We start from the raw sequence: 22,641 nt of genomic DNA, 5'->3' as shown, positions 1-22,641 counted from the left end.
TCCAACGCCTGCGCGTACCAGGCGCCCATCTGCTGGCGATACTCCGCCAGGCTCTGATGGAAGCCATCCAGCTCGTGTTCGATAAAGGCAATGTGGGCGGTGTGTGTCATCCGTGACGTCTCGTCGAAGGGCAAGGCGTCGGAGTCTGCCGCAGCAAAAAGCGGCGGGATGAACGGTTGAAAAAATCAGAATGGGATGACGTAGAGCGGGAAAAAACCGCGAAAAACTAGCCCAGGAGATTACGAAAAAAAGCGATCCGGCTCATAGCGAAAAGCCGCGCAAATAAAAATGGCTCTCATCCTTGCCCGATTTTCCGACCTGGCCGTCATGGTTAATAGAACCTCTATTACGCAGGATTTCCCATGTCGCGCCTTGCTCGTCCCTTGCACCCACTGGCCCTGTCAGTGGCGTTCGCCTTTGCCGCCGTGCCGTTGCTGTCTGTTCAACCTGCCTTTGCCGAAGAAAGCAGCAGCGCGCTGCGCCGCTTCTCGATTCCTGCGGGTGATCTGAGCCAGGCGCTCAACAGCCTGGCCGAGCAGGCCAACCTCGTGCTGGCGTTTGATGCGAGCCTGGCGCGGGGCAAGCACAGCAATGGCTTGAGCGGGCAGTACGACACCGACGCGGCGCTGAACCAGTTGCTCGCCGGCAGTGGCCTGCAGGCCCTGAAGATTTCCGCCGACCGTTACCGCCTGGAGCCGATCCCGGATAACGGCGGGGCCATGGAGTTGCAGGCCACCACCATCAGCGGCGCCTACCAGGCCGAAAGCCCCACCGGGCCGGTGTCCGGCTACGTGGCGACGCGCAGCCTGTCGGGCACCAAGACCGACACCGCGTTGATCGAAACCCCGCAGTCGATCTCGATTGTCACCAAGGACCAGATGCGCGCGCAGAACGCCGAGAGCCTCAACCAGATCCTGCGTTACAGCGCCGCCGTGATCCCGGAAACCCGTGGTGCCACGGCATCGCGCCTGGACCAACTGACTATCCGTGGCTTTGCCCCGGCCACCTATCTGGATGGCCTGCGCATGCCGTCCAGTCGCGATGCGTTGCCGCAAAAGGACGCCTTCGACCTGGAGCGCGTCGAAGTGCTGCGCGGGCCGGCGTCGGTACTGTACGGGCAGGGCACGCCCAGCGGCGTGATCAACATGGTCACCAAGCGCCCGCTGGATACGCCGTTTCATGAAGTCGGCGTGGAGTACGGCACCTTCAACAAGAAGCGCACCACCTTCGACCTGAGCGGGCCGATCGATGATCAGGGCGTTTATTCCTACCGCGTCGCCGGGCTTTTCGACGATGCAGATGGGCAAGTGGATCACACCGAGACCCGCCGTCAGTCGCTGTCCACCGCATTCACCTGGCGCCCGGACGAGGCGACGTCGCTCACGCTGCTCGGGCACTTTCAGAAGGACCCCAAGGGCGCGTCCTACGGTTCGGTGCCGGCCTGGGGATCGGTGTTGCACAGCCCGACCGGGCGCAGCATCGACGTGGATTTCTATGACGGCGAGAAGAACTTCGAGCAGAGCAACCGTGAGTATTACTCCATCGGTTACGCCTTTGAGCATCACTTCGATGATGTGTGGACCGTACGCCAGAACGCGCGCTACCTGCGCAGCGAAGGCCAGTACCGCAGTCTCTACAACAACTACCTGATGGCGGATTACCGCACCATCCGACGCTCTACCATTGCCGCTGACGTCGACATGGATGCCTACACCCTCGACAATCAGCTGCAAGCCAAATTCGACACCGGCCCGCTGCAGCACACGCTGCTGATGGGGCTCGACTATCAAAACACCAGCACCGACACCAAGCAGGGCTCCGGCGTGTACACCGCGGGCCCAACCCTGGATATATTCAATCCGGTGTACGGCGCGGCGGTTCCGGTGCCCGCGTATACCACCGACGGCACGTCGCGCAGCGAGCAGACCGGCGTTTACCTGCAAGAGCAGATGAAGTGGGACAAGTGGGTGCTGCTGCTGGGTGGCCGCTATGACTGGGCCAGCACCGACAACAGCACGCAGACCCTCAGCACCGGTGCCAAGGCCAAATCGTCCCTGGACAGCAAGGCCTTTACCGGCCGCGTGGGGCTGGTCTACCTGTTCGATAACGGCCTGGCGCCGTACGCCAGCTATTCGGAGTCGTTCCAGCCGCAATCGGGCACGGGGTATGGAGGTTCGGTGTTCAAGCCTACCGAAGGCAAGCAGTATGAAGTGGGCATCAAGTACCAGCCACCTGGCAGCAACAGCTTTATCACCGCCGCGATCTTCGACCTGCGCCAGACCAACGTGCTCACCACCGACCCGGACCCGACGCACCTGTGCGGCACCGGCCGCTGCCAAAGCCAGGATGGCGAAGTGCAGTCCCGTGGCTTTGAGCTCGAAGGCAAGGCCAGCCTCAATGACAACCTGGACATCACCGCCGCCTATGCCTACCTGGACAACCGCATCAGCAAGTCCAACAGCACCGTGCGTTATGCGCCGATCAGCGATGTGGGCGTAGGCCCGGCCATCGCCGCCGAGGGCACCACCACCTACGGCGTGCCGCGCCATACCGCGTCGGCGTGGGCGGACTACACCTTCCATGACGGCAGCCTGAAAGGCTTTGGTGCGGGCGCTGGTGCGCGGTATGTCGGGTCGTCCTGGGGCGATACTGCCAACACCCTGAAAGTGCCGGGCTACACCTTGTTCGACGCGGCGGTGCATTACGACATCCCGAACATCACCAGCCTCAAAGACAACCTGCGCCTGGCATTGAACGCCACCAACCTGGCCAATAAAGAGTACGTGGCCTCGTGCTACTCGTACTCGTGGTGCTGGTACGGCTCGCAGCGCACCGTGCAGGCGAGTGCGACCTATCAGTGGTAAAAATGCGCCGATAAGGCAATTTAATGGCCCCTTTGTAACAAAATCCTCGCCAGAATCGCTTTTATTTTCAGGTGGTTAGGTGGGGATGCAAATGCGCACTGTTGGAATCATGCTGATCGCCTGCTCCCTGGCAGGCGGCGCGGCTGCCGTGCAGGCACGGGAGCTGCGCGAGGGTGACAAGTACATGTGCAGTTGGGGCGCTGGCACGGCCGCCAGGGCTCAGGAACTCAAGCTGTCGGGCGTGTCGCTGTATGCCGCGCGGCAGAAGATCCAGACCATCAAGTTCAGCAAATCGTGGATGCGCATGATGGCCATGGGCATCACCGAGCAGACCTATGACAGCCGTTCCCGGCTGAAACCCGAGGCGATTCGCCAGAGCTTTTACCAGGATTGCCTGCGGTACAAAGTAGCGCGTAAATGATGGCCTCTCGCAAAGCACCGGCCAGTGCAAAATCTGCGTAAGCCTGTCCAACTTTGCCCTCGTGCCCCTCGCCATACTGGCGCCAGGTAAACGAAGAGGCACAGGCCATGACTGATTACGTATTCACCCCCGCGCACATTCCCTCCCTTGCCATCCAGGGCAGCGACGCACGTTTCCCGCTGCGCCGGGTATTTTGTGTGGGACGCAACTACAGCGAGCACGCCCGGGAAATGGGCCATGACCCAGACCGCGAGCCGCCGTTTTTCTTTATGAAACCGGCGGATGCCGTCGTGCCCGCCGAAAGGGTGATCGCTTACCCGCCGCTGACCGCCGACCTGCACCATGAAGTGGAACTGGTGGTGGCCATCGGCAAGGGTGGGGTGGATATCAGCCCTGAAGAGGCGTTGTCGCATATCTGGGGGTATGGCGTTGGCATCGACCTGACCCGCCGCGACCTGCAAGCCCAGGCGAAAAAACTCTCCCGTCCGTGGGATTGGGCCAAGGCGTTTGATGAGTCGGCGCCGACCACCGCCTTGCGGCCCGTGAGTGCCATCGGCCATCCCTCCACGGGGAAAATCTGGCTCAAGGTCAACGGCGAACAACGCCAAGTGGGTGACTTGGCCGACCTGATCTGGTCCGTCAGCGAAGTGATCAGCCACGCGTCCAAATCCGTGGCGCTCAAGGCGGGCGACCTGATTTTCACCGGTACGCCCGCAGGTGTGGGTGCCGTGCAGCCGGGGGATGTGCTCACGGCCGGCATCGACGGCATTGGCGAGTTGCGTTTCACCCTCAGCCAGGGTTGAGGCTAAAGTGGTGCCCAGGCCACCCGAGAGACTGTTATGCCAGGCACCCGCGTCACCACCTATGGCATGGAACAACGCAGCGACCGCCCCGACTTCTATATCCGCGACAAACGCGGGCGGGCGGCGCTGACCAGCCCCCATCGCCATGAGTATTTCCAGATCCAGATCAACCTCGGCGGCGACACCGTGCAGCATATCGGCGGCGCGGTGCGGCCGTTTCCGCACAAGGCCCTGGCGTTCATCTTGCCCCATCGCCTGCACGTGATCCCTCATCCCGAGGATGGCGAGTTCATGCTGATCAACTTCAGCCAGGCGTTTTTCCTGCCCCAGCTGACGTGCGACCCACTGGACCTGGAAGACATCCCCATCGGCCAGGCGCCAGAACTGGCACCGTTTCGCTTCCAGGAACAGCTGGACTTCATCCTCGACGACGCGGCCTTCGAAGAAGTGCGAACCTGGCTCACCCAGATGCGTGCCCTCGACGCCCACCGCACCTTCGGCGCGCGCGAGCGCCTCAAGGGCTACCTGTTCCAGCTGATCGGCCTGGTGTGCCAGGCCTACGCCGAGCCGCTGCAGGCATTTGCCGCCAGCAACGCCACCCGGCGCGGGCGCAAGGACGCGCTGGCACGGGTGCAGGGGCATATCCGCGAGCACCTGCACGAACCCACCCTCAACCTGACAGACACCGCCGCCGCGGCTTTCCTGTCGCCCAATTACCTCACTCACTTGTTGCGCAAGGAGACCGGCAAACCGTTCTCCCAACTGGTGCTCGACCGTCGCATGCAACTGGCGCGTACCTTGTTGCTCAACAGTGCGCAGTTGATCGGCGTTATCGCCCAGCGCTGTGGCTTCACCGATGAGGCGTACTTTTCCCGCTGTTTCCGCAAGGCACACGGCTTGGCGCCGGGGCAATTCCGCCGCCAGCAGCACACTGAATCCCTGTAATCGCGCGCTTTTTACAAAACCACGACAATGCATATGTTTCTATTTGCATACAATCGCGTGCTTCAACGGAGGAAGCGCCCATGAATACGCGGATACGGCAGGCGACACCGCAGGACATCGACACGTTGTTTGCGATTCGTACCTCGGTGGTGCAGAACCACCTGAGCCGGGAACAAATGGCCGAATTGGGCATTACCCCGGATGGGCTGGCGGACAGCATCCGTGAAGCGCCCTGTGTGTGGATCGCCGAGGTCAATGGCGAGCCTGCCGGGTTTTCCATGGTCGACCTGGACGGTGGCGAAGTGTTTGCGATGTTCGTGCGGCCGGCCTATGAGAACCAAGGGCTCGGCCGCCAATTGATGACGGTTGCCGAGGCAGCCTTGTTTGAACGCCATGACACGTTGTTCCTGGTCACCGACGGGCGCGATGAAATCCGCGCCAACGGGTTTTACCAACGCCTCGGTTGGTCGGTGGTGGATCAGGTCGACGGCGACGACGTTCGTTACCAGAAGAGCAGGGCGCTGTAGTGCCATGAACCCACCCGAAGCCCCGTCCTCCAACAGCTTTCGCTACTTTGTGATCGGGGTGCTGTGCGTCGCGGTTTTGCTGGGCTTCTACTTTGTACGGCTCAATGCGCGGGTTGATCAGGAGCGGGAGGAGGCCGCCGAACGCCTGGCCCTTTGCCAACATATCGAAAGCGTGGCCCGTGCGGCCTTGCCGGCCAACCTCCAGCCGCCCGAGGCGTGCAAGCAACTTAAGGCGCGTTAGTCCGAAAGTGTCGCGCCGTTATAATCAATAACCTTATTTATACAGCGGATATATACCGACGAAGTGTCAGGTGATAGTCGCGGTACTTGCACCAAAAAGTGGCACAAGTGCTTCGGGCTACCTCAAAAAATGTGTGGTTATTGAATGACTTACGCGACTTTTAATCCGACGAAAGGATTAAAATAATCTTGTTACAGGTTTTTACAATCGGTACTATAGCCGGGCGTTCACCTCCCACGGTTTATGCATTTTTAAATCCCAAGTTTCCATCAGCTACTTGGGATTTTTTTTGCCTGCAATTTGACTCAAACGTCAAACTTCCACGTCGGCGAACTCTGCACGCATGCGGCCGTTGCGCTTGGCCTGGTACAGCAACTTGTCCACCTCCTCGACAAACCCCAGCATCGCGCTGTCGGGCGTGACGAGATGGGTGCCCACGCCCAGGCTCAGGGTCAGCAGTTTCGACACCGGTGAAAAACCGTGCTCGATCTGCTGCTGGCAAATCAAGTGCAGGCAGCGTTGCGCGACCTGTCTGGCCGAGGCGGCATCGGTCTCCGGCAGCAACCACACAAACTCCTCGCCGCCGATGCGCGCAATGAAGTCCCGTGGCCGGTTGGCCGCCAGCGATAAGGTGCGCGCCACCTGGCGCAGGCACTCATCGCCTTTGATATGCCCGTAGTGGTCGTTGTACTGCTTGAAAAAATCGATATCCAGGATGATCAACGACAGCGGCAACTGGCTGCGCTGGGCGCTGGCCCATTCGCGTTCCAAGACCATGTCGAACATGCGTCGGTTGGCGATGCCGGTCAGGCCGTCCTGGTAGGAATATTCCTCAAGCTGCTTTTGCAGGCGGATCAGGTGCTCTTCGGTCTTCTTGCGCTCGCTGATATCGAACATGAAGCCGATCAGCGCTTCGACTTCGCCGTCCTTGCGCACCACGTGCACCACGTCGCGTATCCACACGTAGTCGCCGTTCACTGTGAGCGCCCGGTAGTCGGCCTCGTGGTCCACGCCGGCGCGGGACTGCGACACGCAGAAATTCACCACGTATTCGCGGTCATCGGGGTGCATGCGTTCGACCCAGTCATCCACGCTGACCCAGCTTTGCGGGGTCCAGCCCAGCAGTGTTTCGATCTGCGGGCCGATGTAGCTGAAGGTCATGGTCTGCCAGTCGATGCGCCAGGGGATGGCTTTGGTCGACTCCAGCAGGGTTTTGTAGACGTCGCTGTCGGGCTGGCTCGGTGGGGCGATGCTCATGGGTGGGCTGCTCGAAGTAGGGGCGAAATGCCATGAGCGTCTTTTGAACCGGCCCGTGAGTCAAGCCTTCGCCAGCGCACCGGACGAGAGGTCGAGTGCCGGGTTCCTGGCGCCAACGCACCAGCGTTTACGGGGCAAAATGCGTGGTAGCTAACACTTTTGCATTAATTGTTACGCCAGGGTCGCAAGCTCATCTACTCTGGTTCCATCACACCGACAGGGCAGGGCCCAGGGACGGGGGCTTATGATGATTTCGATCACTGAATTCAGTCGCATCATGGCGTCAGGCTTCCTGCCGCTGTCCTGTGATTGCAGCCTCAACAGCGACGGTTCGCTGCGCATCAGCGTGTTCGAGCCGCAGACCGGGCGCGTCGAGCTGCTGCTGACCCGCGTCTCGCCCGAAGGCCTGGACAGCATCCGTTCCATCTCAAACCTGATTGGCGAGCTGCGCACCGAGATCAAGGCCGGGCGCCGCGGGTTTGCAGCCGTCGGCTAAGCGTCATGACACGGCGGTGTCGGCCTGGGTCGAGACCGCGCCGTAGTAGCGCCAGCAGCAATGCCGATGTTCCGGCAGGATCACACAGCCGCTCAGGCTTACGATCAGCAGGGCGGCAACCAGCATGGATAGGCGACGGGACATGATGTTTCCTCTTGGTGTGTTCGGCGTTACAGGTTGAACGCCGCCACCCTGGAATATCCGTCGCAATGCTTTCAAACATTTCATCAAGCCCCTTCATCCCCTGAGCAATACTCCTCTTACGCACGGCGTGAAAAAATCTGCGGAGTTCGCGACGGATTCTTCCCGTACCTGGCGTTCAACCCATCAGCAGCGTGCACTTTCGCTCGCCGTATGAGGAGTTGCCATGAAACCACTGGCCAAATTGCGCCTTGTCTTGCTTGCCCCGCTGGCGCTCGCCGCGTTTGTCAGCACCCCGACGTTTGCCCAGACCGAAGTCATCATTCGCCAGGCCCCACCGGCCGAGCGCGTTGAAGTGATACCCGCCGAACGCCCGGGCTACGCCTGGGACCGTGGGCACTGGCGCTGGGAAGGCGGTGCCTATGCCTGGGTGCCAGGACACTGGCAGCCGGTGATGCGCAACGCGCGCTGGGAGCCCGGCCATTGGGAATCCCATGGGCCGAACTGGTACTGGCGCGAAGGGCATTGGATCCGCTGAACCCTGAAACTTAGCCTCCGGACCGAGTATTACCCGATTGAAAGACACTGATCCGGACGTTGAGCTACTGGCACGTATCGGCAACAACGAACCTGCGGCCGTCAACGAGATGGTGACGCGCAAGCTGCCGCGTCTGCTGGCGCTCGCCGGTCGGATCCTGGGCGATGCCGACGAGGCCAAGGACGTGGCCCAGGAAAGCTTCTTGCGGATCTGGCGCCACGCGGCGAACTGGCGTCCTGGCGAAGCGCGGTTTGACACCTGGCTGCACCGGGTGGCGCTGAACCTGTGCCACGACCGCTTGCGTCGTCGCAAAGAGCGCCCGTTGGACGAGGACAAAGTGCTGGAGCTGGCGGACAGCGCACCGTCCCTTGATGAGCAGTTGGAAACCGCCGACCGCAGTGCGAGGATGGCCGCCGCGTTGGCGACCTTGCCCGAGCGCCAGCGCGAAGCCATTGTGCTGCAGTATTACCAGGAGCTGTCGAACATCGACGCCGCGGCCCTGATGAATATTAGCGTCGAGGCACTGGAGAGCCTGCTGTCGCGGGCCCGACGCCAGTTGCGCAATCAACTTGCCGACACACCAGGGCTTGCCCGCCCAGGAAGGGAAAAACCATGACGCCCGAACGATTTGCTCATCTGGCTGATGCCTACGGGGCCAGCCTGCACCGCTGGCCCATCGCCGAACAAGCCGCCGCCCAGGCGCTGCTCGATAACGGCAACGCCAGCGCCCGCGAGGCGTTGCGCGAAGCCAGTTGGCTGGATACCCAGCTGGACAGCCATCAACTGGTGTTCGCCGACCCGGCGCTGGCCCGACAGATTCGCCAGTCGGCGCCGCGCCGGGCGTCATTCTGGTCGCGCTACGCCAGTTGGTTGTCACCTGCCGGCCTGGTGGGGGTGGGCATCGCCGGCATCGCGGCCGGGGTGTTGGTGGCGTCGCTGAGCGTGCCGCTGCCGATGTCGTCATCCGAAGTGCTGCCCAGCGTCTTCGATCAGGGCGACGCCGACGTCGTCTTCACCGTCAACGCCGAGGAAACCGAGCAATGACCCCCAAATCCCTCAAGCCGTGGTTGGTCGTCTCGGTCTTGCTCAATGTGTTTTTGATCGGCGGCGTCGGCGGTGGCTTGTACCACTGGACGACAGCGGCCAAGCCCGCCGAAGCGGTGGTCAACCAGCATGGCCTGCGCCAGGCGATGATCAAGTTGCCGCCCGAGCGGCGCAAGGAACTGCGCCAACTGCTGCGCCAGAACCGTGCCGACAGCCAGCCGCTGATCATGGCCGGCCGCGAGGCACGCCTTGGCGTGATCAAACAGCTGGAATCGCCGAGCCTGGACCGCGACGCGCTGGTGACCGAGCTGGCCAAAGCGCGCGAGGCCGATACGTCGCTCAGGGCATTGGTGGACGGCACCCTGGCGCAATTTGCGAGCAACTTGCCCCAGGACGAGCGACAGAAACTGGTCGAGGCGTTGTACCAGCGCGGGCAAGCCAGGATGAAGGAAAAACTTCCCCAGGTGGCGGGGAATAAACCCCGTTCCTGAGCCGTTATGCACTCACGACACCCATCGAGAGTTGCTTATGCCGGCTGCGAAAAAGAAACAAGCCTTCGGGTTCTCCTGTGGCGCGGCGTCTCTGCTGTGCGCCGCCGTTGAACTGGACGCCACCACCTTGCCCGGTGGCCTTTCGGCCACCGACGCGTTACGAACCAACATGTGTGAGGTCGAGCTGTACAAGATCACGTCCGGCGCGATTACCGGCGGCGTGGTCAAGCCGTTCGACCCGACCAAGGCCGGGTATTCCTACCCGCACAACGTTGCCCTGGCGGCCCGCTCTCTGGGGTTGAACGTGACCATCTATATGGACGGCTTTATCGCCAGCGCTCTGTCGGTGGCTTACCCGCAATGCGAAGAGCAATGTATCCGCGCCGGTTTCCCGGTGATCCACGGCGCACCGCCGGCACTGGCGGCCAACCGTCGCGCGCTGATCGTGGTCACCACCTTTCTGATTGGCCTGCACTACGTGATGGAGCGGCCGGGGGGCGGTTACATGGACCCGAACGACGGTGAGGACTTTGCCGATTTCAAGGCGATGAACATGCTGTCCAAGGCCTACGGCAAGACCGGGATCACGTTGGTGCTGGAGAAAGAAGTGACGACGTGAAACTTCATTAAGGTTTAGGGCTACCGGGCCGAAACAACGGCTGGGATTCGGTGCAATCTTGCGCCTGGCTGTTCAGCCGCCCATCGGCCCTGGGGCGTTTCATGCAAAGGATGGTGTGCAGTGTATTGAGCCTGGCGATGATCATGTCATCGCTGGGTGGTTGTGCCGCAAAGCCCGTCAAACCAGCGGTGGTAGGGCCTGAAGTCTACGGCTATACCCTCTATCAACCGCTCACCGGTGAACAACTCGATGACTTTTCCCGCACCACCAAAAGCTTTCCCGGCGGCCTCAGCTTGTATCTGAAGGCGTCGGAGGGCGGTGGCGTGCTGGGGTTGTATGCGGACGCTAGCCACTGGCTGGATACCGTGAGCAAGACAAGTAAGCCTTTGGCCACCGAGCCTGAATGCCAGGCCGCCCAACAGGTGGAAGACGGGCAGCTCAAGGCGTTGGTGGAGGGGTACAACGCGCACGCTTCCGGTGATTTCGTCGCGATCCGTGCGGTCGACGACTGCAAGCTCGTCCCCGAACAAGGTTACCGCTACACCGTGTGGGCCACGATGCAGGCCAGGAACCTGGCGCCGGTGGACCCGCACAAGCTTGAGGTGAGGACAACCTATGCCGAGGCGGTCGCGACCGGTGCGTTGGCCGCGGTCGTGGTGGTTGTCGTTGTGGCTGCGGTGGTGCTGACCAAGGGCAACGGGAATTCCAGTTGCAGCTCCGCGAGCACGGCCGAGGAAAGAAAAAAGGAATGCGACAAGAAGGATGAACCACGGCGTGCGCAGGAGCGGGAGAAGGATCAGGCGCGAGAGCGGCTTGAGAAAGGCTATGGTCCCGCCTCATAAAAGCCCGTGCCGGTGGCGTGTGCCGACTGAGACAGGGATACTGCCCGATCGATGAAAACGCACGAGGAAAACCGATGAACACCGTACGTTGGGGCATGATCGGCTGTGGCAGTGTCACTGAATTGAAGAGCGGGCCGGCTTTCTACAAAGCGCCAGGTTCCGCGCTGGTGGCCGTGATGGGGCGCCGCGAAGAGGCCGTGCGCGATTATGCGACGCGCCATGGCATTGCCCGCTTCTATACCGACGCCCAGGCCTTGATCGATGACCCCGAAGTCGACGCGGTGTACATCGCCACGCCCCCTGACAGTCACCTGGAATACAGCCTGATGGTGGCGGCAGCCGGCAAGCATTGCTGTGTCGAAAAGCCCATGTCATTGAATGCCGAGCAGAGCGCGCTGATGCAGCGCACCTTCGAAAAAGCCGGGCTGCACCTGTTTGTTTCGTATTACCGCCGCTCGCTGGCACGCTTCCAGCACGTGCGAGACTGGCTGCGTGACGGGCGCATCGGTGAGTTGCGCCACGTCACCTGGACCCTGTGCAAGCCCGCTGCCGCCGACGATGCCAACGCCGCCAACTGGCGCACCGACCCGGCCATCGCCGGTGGCGGATACTTTGCCGACCTCGCCAGCCATGGCTTTGACCTGTTCCAGTACCTGGCCGGGGATATCGTCGAAGTGTCCGGTTTTACGTCGCGCCAGGAGGGTCGTTATGCCGCCGAGGACGCCGTCACCGCCAGTTGGCGCTTTGCCAGCGGCGCACTCGGCATGGGCTGCTGGAACTTTGTGGCGGACCGGCGCGAAGACCTTGTGGAGCTGATCGGCAGCCGCGGGCGCATTCAGTTTTCGGTGTTCGACGACCAGCCGTTGCGGCTTGAGGGCGAGTCCAACGAAGTGCTGGAGGTGCCGTGCCACACGCATATCCAATGGCATCACGTGCTGGGCATGAATGCGCATATCCGGGGTGAGGCTGAACACCCGTCGCTGGCGATCGAAGCGTTGAAAACCGACAAGATTCTGGACCGGGTGCTACTCCGTAACCCCCATCAACCCGAATAGTCGGGCTAGGGTGGAAGGGTGAATGACTTTCTCAAGGAATAGACCGATGAAGTACTGGATGTTGATGTGGCTGGCGATTGCCACGAGTGTGATGGCAGCGCCACGGGAGCAGGGGACGCCTGGGGCGTTTGATTTTTATGTGTTGTCGTTGTCATGGTCGCCGACGTTTTGCCTGACGCACCCGGACAATGAACAGTGTTCCGGCAAAGGCTACGGTTTTGTGTTGCACGGCTTGTGGCCGCAATACGCACGGGGAGGGTGGCCGGCTTCGTGTGCGCCGCAATCGCAATTGAACCGCGAAGAGATCGACAAGGGTGCAACGCTGTTCCCGACCCGTTCGCTGCTCAGGCACGAATGGGCCAAGCATGGCACCTGCAGCGGACTGGAGCCGCTGGCGTACCTGGAAAAAACCGATGCAGCGCTGGGCGCGGTTGTCATTCCGCAGCAGCTGCAGCCGTTCAACACGCCGCCTTCATTGCAGGCCAGCGAGATCGAAGCGTTGTTTCGGCAAAGCAACCCGCGCATGGGCAACCGTGGGCTGGCAGTGATCTGCAAAGGCAAGGTGCTGTCGGAAGTGCGTGTGTGCCTGACCAAAGACCTGGCCTTCGCCGGCTGCCCGCGTAGCGTGAAAAGCCAATGCCGTGACGGCGATATCCGCATCCCTTCGCAGCGCTAGGGCAGCATGGCCACGCGGTAGCGCTCGTCAAAATCTTCGGCCAACTGCGCCAGGGTGACATCGCCCAGGCGCTTGAGCAGCAAGGCCTGGGCCTGTTCGAACGCGTCCGTCAGTGCCGCGTTCACCGCTTGCTCCACCAGACATTGCGGGTGGTCAGTGGACAGGCCGATGGCAAAGATCGACGGCGTGCCCAGCGCGTTGTGGATGTCCAGCAGGGTGATTTCACTCAAGGGTTTGCCCAGGGTCCAGCCGCCCTGGTGGCCTTTTTCCGAGCGTACATAGCCTTTTTCCTTGAGCAACCCCAGCGTGCGCCGCACCACCACCGGGTTGGTGCCCAGCATTTGTGCAATGGTGTCCGACGTAGCGCGCTCTTCGTGGCGGCCCATGTGGATCAGCACGTGGAGCATGCGGGACAGCCGGGTGTCGTTTCTCATCAAAAAACCTCAAATCGATTCGACGCAAAGTATCGTTCGTAACCTAAAAAGTTGCGAGACTCTTGACGGCGTATTTTTACGTAACTTATGGTGTGTCGTGAAAGTGCCCGGACAACCAGGGCGCATGCACAGCGAGAGCACAGCCATGATGTTCGACGTCATTATCGTAGGCGGCAGCTATGCCGGCTTGTCCGCAGGGTTGCAACTGGCACGGGCGCGGCGCCAGGTGCTGGTGATTGATGCCGGGCTTCGGCGCAACCGGTTTGCAGCCACCTCCCACGGTTTTCTGGGCCAGGATGGCCAGCCACCTGCGGTCATCGCGGCCGAAGGGCGCAGCCAATTGATGGAATACCCGACGGTAACCTGGGTACAGGACACGGCGCTTGAAGCGCTGCGTCAGCCTGAGGGTTTCAGCCTGCGTACTCAATGCAACGGCACGTTCAGCGCCAAGCGCATGATCCTGGCCAGCGGTGTGGTCGATGACTTGCCGTCGATCGAAGGCTTGCAGGAACGCTGGGGCACGCGAGTGTTTCATTGCCCGTACTGTCACGGTTATGAGCTGGACCAGGGCCAAATCGGCGTCTTGGCCACTTCACCCCTGGCGATGCACCACGCGTTGATGTTGCCGGATTGGGGCAGCACCACCTTGTTCACCAACGGCGTGTTCACGCCGGATGCCGAGCAGCAGGCGCAATTGGCCCGGCGTGGCGTCAGCGTGGAAAGTGCGGGGGTGAAACGCATCAGCGGCGAGCGTGCTGATCTGGAACTGGTCGATGGGCGGGTGTTCAAGCTCGATGGCATTTTTACGATGTCGCGTACCCGCATCAGTCCGCTGGCGGAGCAATTGGGGTGCGAGTTGGTTGATGGCCCCACGGGCCCGTATCTGTTCACCAACGAAACACGCCAGACCTCGGTGGACGGCGTGTTTGCCTGTGGCGATGTGGCGCTCGCCGGAGGCTCTGTGGCCTTGGCAGTGGGTGAGGGCGTGCGCGCCGGGGTGGGCGCGCATTTTTCGCTGATCAGCGGCTGAGGTAGATTGGGCGTTCGGTGGACAGCGACGCCTTCACTGCGTGGCCCATGTCACTGATCACCACTTCTTCGCGGCCCTCGCTGAGCCCTTGCAGGGTCAGTGCAACCACTTCCTGCGGCGTGCTCTTCGGCGCTTCGATGCCGGCGGTCATGTCGGTGTCGATGTAGGCGGGGTGCACGCCGATCACCAGGGTTTGTTGCTCGCGCAATTCACCACGCAGGCCGTTGGTGAGACCCCATTGGGCCGATTTTGAAGCGCTGTAGCCACCGGCGCCCGGGCTGCTCAGCCAGCTCAATACCGAGATGATGTTGATCAGCGCACCGCCGCCGTGTTTGGCCAGGACCGGCGCAAAGGCACGAGTCACGCGCAGGGTGCCGAGGGTGTTCACATCAAAGTGATGCTGCAGGTTTTCGACACTGTCGGCATCCAGCAGAGCGCCGCGTTTGAGGGCACCGGCATTGTTGATCAGCACACTGACATCGCTGCATTGCTCGGCGGCGCGCTGCACGCTGGCTTCGTCGGTGATGTCGAGGGCGATGGGCGTGCTGCCGGGAATATTCACGCTGGCCACATCCCGTGCACCGGCATACACCTTGGCGGCACCCGCTTGCAGCAGGGCCGTCACGAACGCTTTGCCCAGGCCGCGATTGGCACCGGTGACCAATACCACTTTTCCACGAATATCCATGATGAGCTCCGTACGCTGATTTAGGTTTAATGATGAAACTGTTTTTATCCTGAGCGCATCGGTCCTATAATGCAACCTAATATTTCTGACAGCCTGGAGGCCTCACGATGAAACGCAAATGCCTGGAAGGTGACGGTTGCCCGGTCGCCCGCGCATTGGATGTGGTGGGGGATTGGTGGACGCTGCTGATCATCCGCGATGCGTTTGCCGGCGTGACGCGTTTCGGTGATTTTCAGAAACGCCTGGGCGTGGCGAAAAACATCCTCGCCACGCGCCTCAAGGACATGGTCGAACAAGGCCTGCTGCAAACCAGCGAAGTGGGCGCACGCAGTGAATACCAGTTGACCGACAAAGGCCGCGCACTGATGCCGGTGCTGGTCACGCTGGCGCAATGGGGCGAAACCCACACCCAGCCGGAGACGGTAGGGCGGCGAGTACTGGACGCGCGTTCACTCAAGCCGTTGCGCAAGGTGGAGGTGCTGTCCGAGGACGGTCGTGTGCTGGGCCTCGAAGACATTGTCACCCAGGCCCCAGTGGCTTGATCAGGCGCACGCGCTAGACTCTACACACCGCCTCTTCGTACAAAGGACATCGCTTGAGCGCCGACTTCGAGAGCAAGACCACGTTCCAGGGGCTGACCTTCAAGCTGTACCGTGGTGAGGGGGCGGCGCTGTTGGCTTTCGATTTGGCGCCGGACCTGGCGACGCCGGATTTTGTCGGGTTCAGCATCGAAGTGCGCTACCCCGGCGCCGATCACTGGGGCGTGCTGCACAACCGCCTGCACTTCGACTACCCGCCTACCCCGGAACAGCCGCGCAGTTTTCCTTCAACCGAGGCGCCGTTCCAGAAATTCCGCTGGATCCACGTGCCCAGTGAGATCCTGCCCGGCCTGTTCCGCTACCGCGTCACCGCGTGCTACATGGGCGCAGACGGCACGTTGTCCAAGGGCGTCAGCCTGGAAAACCAGGTGTCCCTGGAAGCGCAAACCATCAGCGACTTCGTGAACATCGGCTTTACCCGAGGGTTTGCCTCGTCCCAGGCCTACGGCGATCGTTTCAACAATGAAACCCGCATCCTGCCGCCCCCAGGTTCCGCGCCCCGCGCCTACCTGGACCTGGACATGGCGCCCTTCGAGCGCAACTACGCCTGGCTGGGTTTCGAAGCGCGGCAGCTGATCCTCAACGTGCTGGATCAAGTGGACAATGACCCCGAGCTGACCCTCGACGCGCTGATCTACGAGAGCAAGGAACCCGACATCCTGCGCCGCCTCGAAGGCCTCGGCCCACGGCTGCGGGCGATCATCGATGACCATGGTGACCAGGGCGCCGCCGACAGTTGCGAAAGCCTCAGCGCTGCACGCCTGACGGCGGTGGGGGCGCGGATCCAGCGCCTGCATTTCTCCAGCCAGCAACACAACAAAGTGCTGATCGTGCGGCGCGCTGGCAAGGCAATCCGGGTGTTGGGCGGCTCGACCAATTTCGCCCTGCGCGGCTTGTATATCCAGGCCAATAACGTGCTGCTGTTTGACGACGCCACGGTGGCCGGCAAGTTTGCCGAAGTGTTCGATGCCTATTGGTCGGCGCCCACCACCTTTCGCAAGCACCCGCTCTCGCAACAATGGTGGGTGGTGCGCGATCAGCCGGGTTCCAAAGTCTCGTTGTGCTTCGCGCCCCACACCGACAGCGCGCTGTCCCTGGACCCCATCGCCACCAGCATCGAGCAGGCCACCAGTTCGGTGTTGTACTCCATCGTGTTTCTGAGCCTGATCAACGGCAAGGTACGTGACGCCCTGGACACGCTGATGCAGCGCTCATTGTTCTCCTACGGCGTGGCCCAGCGCACCGGCAAGCTGGCGGTGCGCAAGCCGGATGGCTCGGTGGGCTTGCTGCCGTTCGGTTACCTGGCCAGCAACGTGCCGGCGCCGTTCAAGGCTGAATGGTCGGGCAATGCGGGGAACATGGTGCACAACAAGTTTGTGGTCACCGACTTCAATGGGGCGAACCCCACGGTGTACACCGGTTCGTCCAACCTGGCGGGCGGCGGTGAGAAGAACAACGGCGACCACCTGATCCGCATCGAAGACCGCAAGATCGCCGTGGTGTATGCCATCGAGGCACTGCGCCTGTTCGATCACTTCCACTTCCGGGTCAATGCGAGCAAGCCTGGTGCGCTGCAAACGTTGCGCCTGGCCAAGCCGCCCGCGGCTGGGCAAAAGACCTGGTTCGACGCGTATTACAGCCCCGGCCACGTCAAGGCGCGGGACCGCGAGCTGTTTGTGAAATAAGCGCGCTCAGCCGTCCACCCGTTCATGGCGGCGCGTTTGCTCGACGCCGAATGCTCTATTTGCTGTCGAGGAAGCCCAGCACCGCGGCATTGAACAACGCCGGGTCCTGCAGGAAGGCAAAGTGGCTGGTGTTGGGCAGAATCAGCAGGCCGGCGCCGGGGATGGCCGCGGCCATGTACTCGGTGTGTTCGCGCTTGATCGCTTCGTCATGGTCGCCATCGGCAATCAGGATCGGCGTCTTGATGCTCGCCAGTTGTGCGTCGGTCCAGTTCGGTTGGCTGGCCCACATGTGGCTGATCTGCTCGACGAACGCATCGTACTCTTTCGGCGTTGGCGACAGCTTGGCGTACTCCTTGCCGGCGCGTTCGATAAAGGCGGCAAAGGTCGGGTTTTTCTCGACGGCGTCTTTTACACCAGCGGTCTGGGTGTTGGCGGCAAAGGCAAAGACCTTGCCGATGCGGTCTGGATGACGCAGGGCCAGGTCGATGCCGATGATTGCGCCGTCGCTCCAGCCGACGATATCAGCCCGCGGGATCTTCAGGTTGTCCAGCACGGCCACCACATCGTCGGCCATCAGGTCGTAGCCGTACGGTTGTTCATTGCGTGAGCTGCGCCCGTGGCCACGGCTGTCGATGCTGATCACTTCGTGCTTGGCCGACAGGGCCTTGACCTGGTTGCCCCAGTAATCTGAGTTGGACAGGCCGCCGTGCAGCAGCACCACCGGCGAACCGTGGCCGGTGCGGGTGTAGTAGACCTTGATGCCGTTGACCGCGGCATAGCCGGTTTTTGCGCCGGCCACGGGGGCGGGTGTCGGCGGCAGGGTTTCCCAGCGTTCAGCGGCCTGGGCCGCGGAAAAAGACAGCAACAGGCAGGCAGCTGCCAGTAGACGGCGTGACATGGCGGTTCCTTTTTGCAGTGAGTAGGCGCTGAACTCTAGCACCGCCCCTGGTCGGCAAAAACGCATTTTTGCCTATCGAAAATCGTCAGCTGAAAGAAAAAAATTCAGCTATATCAATGGAATAAAAGCGTCTAAAGCGCCTTGTGGTCGATCAGGCCAGTGGCACAATCGATCAATGTGTCCTCCGCCGGGGGCGCTTGCCAGCCCAGCGGCAGGCGCGCGATGGCTTGCACCGCACCGAGGGTTATTTTGTTCAATACCCCGAGAGAGCTGTCCTTTAACGTGTCCCCCTCGTGACTCGTCGACTAAAAGGAACCGCAATGAGCTCTCTTCTTTCCATGGCCGCTTTTGCCCTGGCCACGTCTATCACGCCGGGCCCGGTGAATGTGGTCGCGCTGAGTTCGGGGGCGCGCTTTGGCTTCGTCGCCAGCCAGAAGCACGTGTTCGGCGCCGCCAGCGGCTTCACGTTGCTGCTGGTGCTGATTGGCCTGGGGTTACATGAAGTGCTGGTGCGTTGGCCGATCCTGACGCAATTGATCCAGTGGGGCGGGGTGGCGTTTTTGCTGTACATGGCCTGGAAGCTGGCGGCGGATGATGGCCGGCTGGACGCCGACGGCACGGCCACAGCGCCATCAATGCTGTATGGCGCGATCATGCAATGGCTCAACCCCAAGGCGTGGCTGGCCTGCGTGGCAGGGATGGGCTTGTTTGTGGCCGATGGCGATGCGCGGCAGGTGTGGCTGTTTGCGGCGCTCTACCTGGTGATCTGTTACCTGTCGGTGGCGTGCTGGGCCTATGCAGGGACCTTTTTGCGTCGCTACTTGAGCAACCCCCAGGGCATGCGCCTGTTCAACCGCTCAATGGCCGCGTTGCTGGTGGCCAGTGTGGGTTATTTACTGATGGCTTGAGCACGTCACGGTATTGCCCGGGCGTGGCCGCAAAGTGCTGTTTGAAGGCCCGTTGGAAATGCGCCTGGTCGGCAAAACCTGCGGCCAGCGCCACATCGGCGATCAACTCGCCCTGGCGCAATTGGGCGCGGGCAAACTGGATGCGCTGGTTCACCAGGAACGCATGGGGCGTCAGCCCGTAGTACTGCCTGAAGGCACGGATCAGGTAGGAGGGCGACAACTCGGCCGAGAGGCAAATGTCTTCCAGCTTCAGCGCCTGGGTACAGTGTTCACGGATGTATTCGGCCGCGCGTTCCAGCTTGCCATTGACCTCACGCAGCGGCTTGCCCGACGGGTTCAGGCGCTGTTGCACGTCGCTGAAATAACTGACCAGCGCACTCTGTTTGTGCAGGTGTTCGGCGTGCTCGTCCACCAGTACCCGGTACAGTTCCAGCAGGCCACTGTACAGCGCCTCATCCTGGATATAGGGCGTGTTGAACGACCTGTAACCTTCCTCGGTGCTGAAACCCAGCTGGTGTTGCAGGTCCGTGAGCCAGGGCGTATCGATGTAGAGCATCCGGTAGGACCAGGGCTCGTTCTCGATGGGGTTGCAGGCGTGCACATCCCCCGGGTTCATCAACACCACCGTGCCGGCGCTGATCTGGAATGTCTGTGCGCCGTAGTGGTAATAACTGCGCCCGTGGGTGACCGCGCCGATGGAAAAGTGCTCGTGGGCGTGGCGGCTGTAGGTCACGTCGCGCCCGTCGGCGATGGCCCGTGCTTCGATAAAGGGCAGTGCAGGGTCACGCCAGAAGAGCGGGGCCGTTGCGGCGGTCATGGACTGGGCACCAGGAACGCCGCCTCAAGCAATTGCCGGGTATAGGCATGCTGCGGTGCGGCGAAGATCGTGTGGGCATCGCCTTGTTCCACCACCTGCCCATGTTTGACCACCATCAGCTGATGACTCAGCGCCTTCACCACCGCCAGATCATGGCTGATGAACAGGTAGGTCAGGTTGTACTTGGCCTGCAGGCTGCGCAGCAATTCCACCACCTGGCGTTGTACCGTGCGGTCCAGGGCCGAAGTGGGCTCGTCCAGCAGGATCAGGCGCGGCTTGAGCACCAGGGCGCGGGCGATGGCGATGCGTTGACGCTGCCCACCGGAGAACTCGTGGGGGTAGCGGTGGCGGGCGTCCGGGTCCAGGCCCACTTCCTTGAGCGCGGCGATGATCGCTGCTTCCTGCTCGGCCGGGGTGCCCATCTTGTGGATGCGCAGGCCTTCGCCAACGATCTCACTGACGCACATGCGCGGGCTCAAACTGCCGAACGGGTCCTGGAACACCACCTGCATTTCCCGGCGCAGCGGGCGCACTTGTTGCTGGTTGAGCTGGTCCAATTGCTGGCCTTCAAAACGAATGCCGCCCTTGCTGCCGATCAGCCGCAGAATCGCCAGGCCCAGGGTGGATTTGCCCGAGCCGCTCTCGCCGACGATGCCCAGGGTCTGGCCCTGGGGCAGGCTGAAGTTAATGCCGTCCACGGCTTTGACGTAATCGACGGTGTTGCGCAGAAAGCCCTTCTTGATCGGGAACCAGACCTTCAAGTCATCCACTTCAAGCAGCGGCGGGCCGACCTCATTGGTCGCCGGGCCACCGCTCGGTTCCGCCGCCAGCAGTTCCTGGGTGTAAGGGTGTTGTGGCGACTGGAACAGCGTCTCGCAATCGGCCTGCTCGACGACGCAACCCTTCTGCATCACACACACGCGGTGGGCAATACGCCGCACCAGGTTCAGGTCATGGCTGATCAGCAGCAGCGCCATGCCCAGGCGCGCCTGCAACTCTTTGAGCAGTTCGAGGATCTTCAACTGCACGGTCACGTCGAGGGCGGTGGTGGGCTCATCCGCAATCAGCAGCTCCGGCTCGTTGGCCAATGCCATGGCAATCATCACCCGCTGGCGCTGGCCGCCGGACAATTCGTGGGGCAGGGCCTTGAGGCGCTTGTGCGGTTCGGGAATCCCCACCAGCTCCAACAGCTCCAGGGTGCGCCGGGTGGCGACCTTGCCCTGCAGGCCCTTGTGCAGGCCCAGCACTTCGTTGATCTGCTTCTCGATGGAGTGCAGCGGGTTCAACGAGGTCATCGGCTCCTGGAAGATCATCGCGATGCGGTTGCCGCGAATATGGCGGATGGTTTTCTCTTTGAGGGTCAGCAGGTCCTGGCCGGAGTACTCGATGCTGCCCGACGGATGCCGCGCCAGCGGGTAGGGCAGCAGGCGCAGGATCGAGTGGGCCGTCACCGATTTGCCCGAGCCGCTTTCGCCCACCAGCGCCAGGGTTTCGCCGCGCTTGATATCGAAGCTGACGTTGTTCACCACGCGGTGGTGGTGATCGCCGGTGACAAACTCGACGCTGAGGTCGCGGACTTCGATCAGATTGTCCTGATTCATCTCATTTCCTCGGGTCGAAGGCATCGCGAGCGGACTCGCCGATAAACACCAGCAAACTCAACATGATCGCCAGCACGGCAAAGGCACTCATGCCCAGCCACGGCGCTTGCAGGTTGGATTTGCCCTGGGCCACCAACTCGCCCAAGGACGGCGAACCGGCCGGCAAGCCGAAGCCGAGGAAGTCCAGTGCGGTGAGGGTGCCGATGGCGCCCGTCAGAATGAAGGGCATGAAGGTCATGGTCGAGACCATCGCGTTGGGCAGGATATGGCGGAACATGATCGCGCCATTCTGCATGCCCAATGCTCTAGCCGCGCGCACGTATTCCAGGTTGCGCCCGCGCAGGAACTCGGCGCGCACCACGTCCACCAGGCTCATCCACGAGAACAACAGCATGATCCCCAGCAGCCACCAGAAGTTGGGCTGCACGAAACTGGCCAGGATGATCAGCAGGTACAGCACCGGCAAGCCGGACCAGATCTCCAGAAAACGCTGCCCGGCCAGGTCGACCCAGCCGCCATAAAAACCCTGCAAGGCGCCGGCGATCACGCCGATGATGGAGCTGAGCACGGTGAGCGTCAGGGCAAACAGCACCGACACCCGGAAGCCATAGATGACCCGCGCCAGTACATCGCGGCCCTGGTCATCGGTGCCCAGCAGGTTCACCGACGAGGGCGGCGCAGGGGCCGGCACCTTGAGGTCGTAGTTGATGCTCTGGTAGCTGAACGGGATCGGCGCCCACAGGGTCCAGGCATCCTTGGCTTTTAGCAGTTCCTGGATGTACGGGCTCTTGTAGTTGGCCTCCAGCGGGAACTCGCCGCCAAAGGTGGTTTCCGGGTAGCGCTTGAGTGCCGGGAAGTACCAGTCGCCATCGAAGTGCACCGCCAGGGGCTTGTCGTTGGCGATCAACTCCGCGCCCAGGCTGAGCACAAACAGAATCAGGAACAGCCACAACGACCACCAGCCACGCTTGTTGGCCTTGAAGCGCTCGAACCGACGGCGATTGAGGGGGGACAGGTTCAT

27 protein-coding genes are annotated in these 22,641 nt (G+C 61.9%); 19 read left to right on the top strand and 8 right to left on the bottom strand.

The genetic code is table 11. The features are described from left to right. Positions 1 to 362 precede the first annotated feature (362 nt). The 6 genes from HX792_RS20660 to HX792_RS20635 all read left to right on the top strand — a co-directional run bounded on the left by HX792_RS20660 (position 363) and on the right by HX792_RS20635 (position 5,801). Positions 363 to 2,864: a TonB-dependent siderophore receptor gene (locus HX792_RS20660; RefSeq protein ID WP_176997835.1), complete on the top strand. Its 2,502-nt coding sequence runs from the start codon at positions 363 to 365 to the stop codon at positions 2,862 to 2,864. 91 nt (positions 2,865 to 2,955) lie between these two features. Next, positions 2,956 to 3,285: a hypothetical protein gene (locus HX792_RS20655; RefSeq protein WP_065906328.1), complete on the top strand. Its 330-nt coding sequence runs from the start codon at positions 2,956 to 2,958 to the stop codon at positions 3,283 to 3,285. A 107-nt stretch (positions 3,286 to 3,392) separates the two neighbouring features. Further along, positions 3,393 to 4,088 (top strand): fumarylacetoacetate hydrolase family protein, encoded by a 696-nt coding sequence (locus tag HX792_RS20650; RefSeq protein ID WP_176997834.1) that lies wholly within the window; start codon positions 3,393 to 3,395, stop codon positions 4,086 to 4,088. 36 nt (positions 4,089 to 4,124) lie between these two features. Further along, complete coding sequence (locus tag HX792_RS20645) at positions 4,125 to 5,033, top strand: AraC family transcriptional regulator (protein WP_176997833.1); 909 nt, start codon at positions 4,125 to 4,127, stop codon at positions 5,031 to 5,033. 80 nt (positions 5,034 to 5,113) lie between these two features. After that, complete coding sequence (locus HX792_RS20640; RefSeq protein WP_176997832.1) at positions 5,114 to 5,560, top strand: GNAT family N-acetyltransferase; 447 nt, start codon at positions 5,114 to 5,116, stop codon at positions 5,558 to 5,560. A gap of 4 nt (positions 5,561 to 5,564) precedes the next feature. Beyond that, a complete protein-coding gene (locus HX792_RS20635; RefSeq protein ID WP_176997831.1) occupies positions 5,565 to 5,801 on the top strand; it encodes a hypothetical protein in 237 nt (78 codons plus the stop codon). Between the two features lie 312 nt (positions 5,802 to 6,113). Here HX792_RS20635 and HX792_RS20630 read toward each other — a convergent pair whose 3' ends face one another. Next, positions 6,114 to 7,058 carry a diguanylate cyclase gene (locus HX792_RS20630; protein ID WP_176997830.1) on the bottom strand — a complete coding sequence of 315 codons (945 nt, stop codon included), beginning with the start codon at positions 7,056 to 7,058 and terminating at the stop codon, positions 6,114 to 6,116. A gap of 247 nt (positions 7,059 to 7,305) precedes the next feature. Between HX792_RS20630 and HX792_RS20625 the strand changes: the two genes are divergently transcribed. Continuing rightward, complete coding sequence (locus HX792_RS20625) at positions 7,306 to 7,554, top strand: DUF1652 domain-containing protein (RefSeq protein WP_176997839.1); 249 nt, start codon at positions 7,306 to 7,308, stop codon at positions 7,552 to 7,554. A gap of 3 nt (positions 7,555 to 7,557) precedes the next feature. Here HX792_RS20625 and HX792_RS20620 read toward each other — a convergent pair whose 3' ends face one another. Beyond that, positions 7,558 to 7,698: a hypothetical protein gene (locus HX792_RS20620; protein ID WP_176997829.1), complete on the bottom strand. Its 141-nt coding sequence runs from the start codon at positions 7,696 to 7,698 to the stop codon at positions 7,558 to 7,560. Between the two features lie 223 nt (positions 7,699 to 7,921). Between HX792_RS20620 and HX792_RS20615 the strand changes: the two genes are divergently transcribed. The 8 genes from HX792_RS20615 (at position 7,922) to HX792_RS20580 (ending at position 12,960) form a co-directional block, all read left to right on the top strand. Further along, positions 7,922 to 8,233, top strand: coding sequence for a YXWGXW repeat-containing protein (locus HX792_RS20615; RefSeq protein WP_176997828.1), 312 nt, complete (start codon positions 7,922 to 7,924; stop codon positions 8,231 to 8,233). A gap of 37 nt (positions 8,234 to 8,270) precedes the next feature. After that, positions 8,271 to 8,849 carry an RNA polymerase sigma factor gene (locus HX792_RS20610; RefSeq protein WP_176997827.1) on the top strand — a complete coding sequence of 193 codons (579 nt, stop codon included), beginning with the start codon at positions 8,271 to 8,273 and terminating at the stop codon, positions 8,847 to 8,849. Next, the gene (locus tag HX792_RS20605) at positions 8,846 to 9,277 is read left to right on the top strand and encodes a hypothetical protein (protein WP_176997826.1); all 432 of its coding nucleotides are present in this window, start codon (positions 8,846 to 8,848) and stop codon (positions 9,275 to 9,277) included. The genes HX792_RS20610 and HX792_RS20605 overlap by 4 nt, the downstream gene beginning before the upstream one ends. Further along, entirely contained in the window at positions 9,274 to 9,768 is a 495-nt protein-coding gene (locus HX792_RS20600; RefSeq protein WP_176997825.1) for a periplasmic heavy metal sensor, read from the top strand. The genes HX792_RS20605 and HX792_RS20600 overlap by 4 nt, the downstream gene beginning before the upstream one ends. A gap of 37 nt (positions 9,769 to 9,805) precedes the next feature. Then, positions 9,806 to 10,387: a hypothetical protein gene (locus HX792_RS20595; RefSeq protein WP_176997824.1), complete on the top strand. Its 582-nt coding sequence runs from the start codon at positions 9,806 to 9,808 to the stop codon at positions 10,385 to 10,387. Positions 10,388 to 10,488: 101 nt separating this feature from the next. Continuing rightward, positions 10,489 to 11,229, top strand: coding sequence for a hypothetical protein (locus HX792_RS20590; RefSeq protein WP_176997823.1), 741 nt, complete (start codon positions 10,489 to 10,491; stop codon positions 11,227 to 11,229). Between the two features lie 74 nt (positions 11,230 to 11,303). Continuing rightward, positions 11,304 to 12,284, top strand: a complete 981-nt coding sequence (locus HX792_RS20585) for a Gfo/Idh/MocA family protein (protein WP_176997822.1) — start codon at positions 11,304 to 11,306, stop codon at positions 12,282 to 12,284. 46 nt (positions 12,285 to 12,330) lie between these two features. Next, the gene (locus HX792_RS20580; RefSeq protein ID WP_176997821.1) at positions 12,331 to 12,960 is read left to right on the top strand and encodes a ribonuclease T2; all 630 of its coding nucleotides are present in this window, start codon (positions 12,331 to 12,333) and stop codon (positions 12,958 to 12,960) included. On the opposite strand, the gene HX792_RS20575 is transcribed toward HX792_RS20580, so the two are convergent. Next, positions 12,957 to 13,394 carry an Rrf2 family transcriptional regulator gene (locus HX792_RS20575; RefSeq protein WP_176997820.1) on the bottom strand — a complete coding sequence of 146 codons (438 nt, stop codon included), beginning with the start codon at positions 13,392 to 13,394 and terminating at the stop codon, positions 12,957 to 12,959. The genes HX792_RS20580 and HX792_RS20575 overlap by 4 nt on opposite strands. Positions 13,395 to 13,539: 145 nt before the next feature. Between HX792_RS20575 and HX792_RS20570 the strand changes: the two genes are divergently transcribed. Beyond that, positions 13,540 to 14,424 (top strand): NAD(P)/FAD-dependent oxidoreductase, encoded by an 885-nt coding sequence (locus HX792_RS20570; RefSeq protein ID WP_176997819.1) that lies wholly within the window; start codon positions 13,540 to 13,542, stop codon positions 14,422 to 14,424. On the opposite strand, the gene HX792_RS20565 is transcribed toward HX792_RS20570, so the two are convergent. Beyond that, entirely contained in the window at positions 14,414 to 15,112 is a 699-nt protein-coding gene (locus HX792_RS20565) for an SDR family oxidoreductase (RefSeq protein WP_176997818.1), read from the bottom strand. The genes HX792_RS20570 and HX792_RS20565 overlap by 11 nt on opposite strands. 107 nt (positions 15,113 to 15,219) lie before the next feature. Here HX792_RS20565 and HX792_RS20560 point away from each other — a divergent pair, with 107 nt between their 5' ends. Next, positions 15,220 to 15,654 carry a helix-turn-helix domain-containing protein gene (locus tag HX792_RS20560; protein WP_176997817.1) on the top strand — a complete coding sequence of 145 codons (435 nt, stop codon included), beginning with the start codon at positions 15,220 to 15,222 and terminating at the stop codon, positions 15,652 to 15,654. 53 nt (positions 15,655 to 15,707) lie between these two features. Continuing rightward, on the top strand, positions 15,708 to 17,396 hold the full coding sequence (locus tag HX792_RS20555) for a phospholipase D-like domain-containing protein (protein WP_176997816.1): 1,689 nt from the start codon (positions 15,708 to 15,710) through the stop codon (positions 17,394 to 17,396). A gap of 55 nt (positions 17,397 to 17,451) precedes the next feature. Here HX792_RS20555 and HX792_RS20550 read toward each other — a convergent pair whose 3' ends face one another. Beyond that, on the bottom strand, positions 17,452 to 18,294 hold the full coding sequence (locus HX792_RS20550; protein ID WP_176997815.1) for an alpha/beta fold hydrolase: 843 nt from the start codon (positions 18,292 to 18,294) through the stop codon (positions 17,452 to 17,454). Positions 18,295 to 18,614: 320 nt separating this feature from the next. Here HX792_RS20550 and HX792_RS20545 point away from each other — a divergent pair, with 320 nt between their 5' ends. Further along, the gene (locus HX792_RS20545; protein WP_176997814.1) at positions 18,615 to 19,202 is read left to right on the top strand and encodes a LysE family translocator; all 588 of its coding nucleotides are present in this window, start codon (positions 18,615 to 18,617) and stop codon (positions 19,200 to 19,202) included. Here the strand turns inward: HX792_RS20545 and HX792_RS20540 are convergent. From HX792_RS20540 to HX792_RS20530, 3 genes are read right to left on the bottom strand one after another with little or no spacing between them, the layout of a single operon-like run. Then, on the bottom strand, positions 19,144 to 20,019 hold the full coding sequence (locus HX792_RS20540) for an AraC family transcriptional regulator (RefSeq protein WP_176997813.1): 876 nt from the start codon (positions 20,017 to 20,019) through the stop codon (positions 19,144 to 19,146). The genes HX792_RS20545 and HX792_RS20540 overlap by 59 nt on opposite strands. After that, entirely contained in the window at positions 20,016 to 21,620 is a 1,605-nt protein-coding gene (locus HX792_RS20535) for an ABC transporter ATP-binding protein (protein ID WP_176997812.1), read from the bottom strand. The genes HX792_RS20540 and HX792_RS20535 overlap by 4 nt, the downstream gene beginning before the upstream one ends. Before the next feature lies 1 nt (position 21,621). Beyond that, a complete protein-coding gene (locus HX792_RS20530; RefSeq protein ID WP_017738565.1) occupies positions 21,622 to 22,641 on the bottom strand; it encodes an ABC transporter permease in 1,020 nt (339 codons plus the stop codon).

Origin of the sequence: Pseudomonas sp. B6002 (assembly GCF_013385985.1) — a bacterium.
Taxonomy (GTDB): Bacteria; Pseudomonadota; Gammaproteobacteria; order Pseudomonadales; family Pseudomonadaceae; genus Aquipseudomonas.
This window is presented reverse-complemented; position numbering and strand designations above follow the sequence as displayed.

Excerpts from the sequence above, each read along its gene's own strand:
- HX792_RS20660 (WP_176997835.1), top strand. The coding sequence starts at position 363 with ATGTCGCGCCTTGCTCGTCCCTTGCACCCACTGGCCCTGTCAGTGGCG.
- HX792_RS20655 (WP_065906328.1), top strand. The coding sequence starts at position 2,956 with ATGCGCACTGTTGGAATCATGCTGATCGCCTGCTCCCTGGCAGGCGGC.
- HX792_RS20650 (WP_176997834.1), top strand. The coding sequence starts at position 3,393 with ATGACTGATTACGTATTCACCCCCGCGCACATTCCCTCCCTTGCCATC.
- HX792_RS20645 (WP_176997833.1), top strand. The coding sequence starts at position 4,125 with ATGCCAGGCACCCGCGTCACCACCTATGGCATGGAACAACGCAGCGAC.
- HX792_RS20640 (WP_176997832.1), top strand. The coding sequence starts at position 5,114 with ATGAATACGCGGATACGGCAGGCGACACCGCAGGACATCGACACGTTG.
- HX792_RS20635 (WP_176997831.1), top strand. The coding sequence starts at position 5,565 with ATGAACCCACCCGAAGCCCCGTCCTCCAACAGCTTTCGCTACTTTGTG.
- HX792_RS20630 (WP_176997830.1), bottom strand. The coding sequence starts at position 7,058 with ATGAGCATCGCCCCACCGAGCCAGCCCGACAGCGACGTCTACAAAACC.
- HX792_RS20625 (WP_176997839.1), top strand. The coding sequence starts at position 7,306 with ATGATTTCGATCACTGAATTCAGTCGCATCATGGCGTCAGGCTTCCTG.
- HX792_RS20620 (WP_176997829.1), bottom strand. The coding sequence starts at position 7,698 with ATGTCCCGTCGCCTATCCATGCTGGTTGCCGCCCTGCTGATCGTAAGC.
- HX792_RS20615 (WP_176997828.1), top strand. The coding sequence starts at position 7,922 with ATGAAACCACTGGCCAAATTGCGCCTTGTCTTGCTTGCCCCGCTGGCG.
- HX792_RS20605 (WP_176997826.1), top strand. The coding sequence starts at position 8,846 with ATGACGCCCGAACGATTTGCTCATCTGGCTGATGCCTACGGGGCCAGC.
- HX792_RS20600 (WP_176997825.1), top strand. The coding sequence starts at position 9,274 with ATGACCCCCAAATCCCTCAAGCCGTGGTTGGTCGTCTCGGTCTTGCTC.
- HX792_RS20595 (WP_176997824.1), top strand. The coding sequence starts at position 9,806 with ATGCCGGCTGCGAAAAAGAAACAAGCCTTCGGGTTCTCCTGTGGCGCG.
- HX792_RS20590 (WP_176997823.1), top strand. The coding sequence starts at position 10,489 with ATGCAAAGGATGGTGTGCAGTGTATTGAGCCTGGCGATGATCATGTCA.
- HX792_RS20585 (WP_176997822.1), top strand. The coding sequence starts at position 11,304 with ATGAACACCGTACGTTGGGGCATGATCGGCTGTGGCAGTGTCACTGAA.
- HX792_RS20580 (WP_176997821.1), top strand. The coding sequence starts at position 12,331 with ATGAAGTACTGGATGTTGATGTGGCTGGCGATTGCCACGAGTGTGATG.
- HX792_RS20575 (WP_176997820.1), bottom strand. The coding sequence starts at position 13,394 with ATGAGAAACGACACCCGGCTGTCCCGCATGCTCCACGTGCTGATCCAC.
- HX792_RS20570 (WP_176997819.1), top strand. The coding sequence starts at position 13,540 with ATGATGTTCGACGTCATTATCGTAGGCGGCAGCTATGCCGGCTTGTCC.
- HX792_RS20565 (WP_176997818.1), bottom strand. The coding sequence starts at position 15,112 with ATGGATATTCGTGGAAAAGTGGTATTGGTCACCGGTGCCAATCGCGGC.
- HX792_RS20560 (WP_176997817.1), top strand. The coding sequence starts at position 15,220 with ATGAAACGCAAATGCCTGGAAGGTGACGGTTGCCCGGTCGCCCGCGCA.
- HX792_RS20550 (WP_176997815.1), bottom strand. The coding sequence starts at position 18,294 with ATGTCACGCCGTCTACTGGCAGCTGCCTGCCTGTTGCTGTCTTTTTCC.
- HX792_RS20545 (WP_176997814.1), top strand. The coding sequence starts at position 18,615 with ATGAGCTCTCTTCTTTCCATGGCCGCTTTTGCCCTGGCCACGTCTATC.
- HX792_RS20540 (WP_176997813.1), bottom strand. The coding sequence starts at position 20,019 with ATGACCGCCGCAACGGCCCCGCTCTTCTGGCGTGACCCTGCACTGCCC.
- HX792_RS20535 (WP_176997812.1), bottom strand. The coding sequence starts at position 21,620 with ATGAATCAGGACAATCTGATCGAAGTCCGCGACCTCAGCGTCGAGTTT.
- HX792_RS20530 (WP_017738565.1), bottom strand. The coding sequence starts at position 22,641 with ATGAACCTGTCCCCCCTCAATCGCCGTCGGTTCGAGCGCTTCAAGGCC.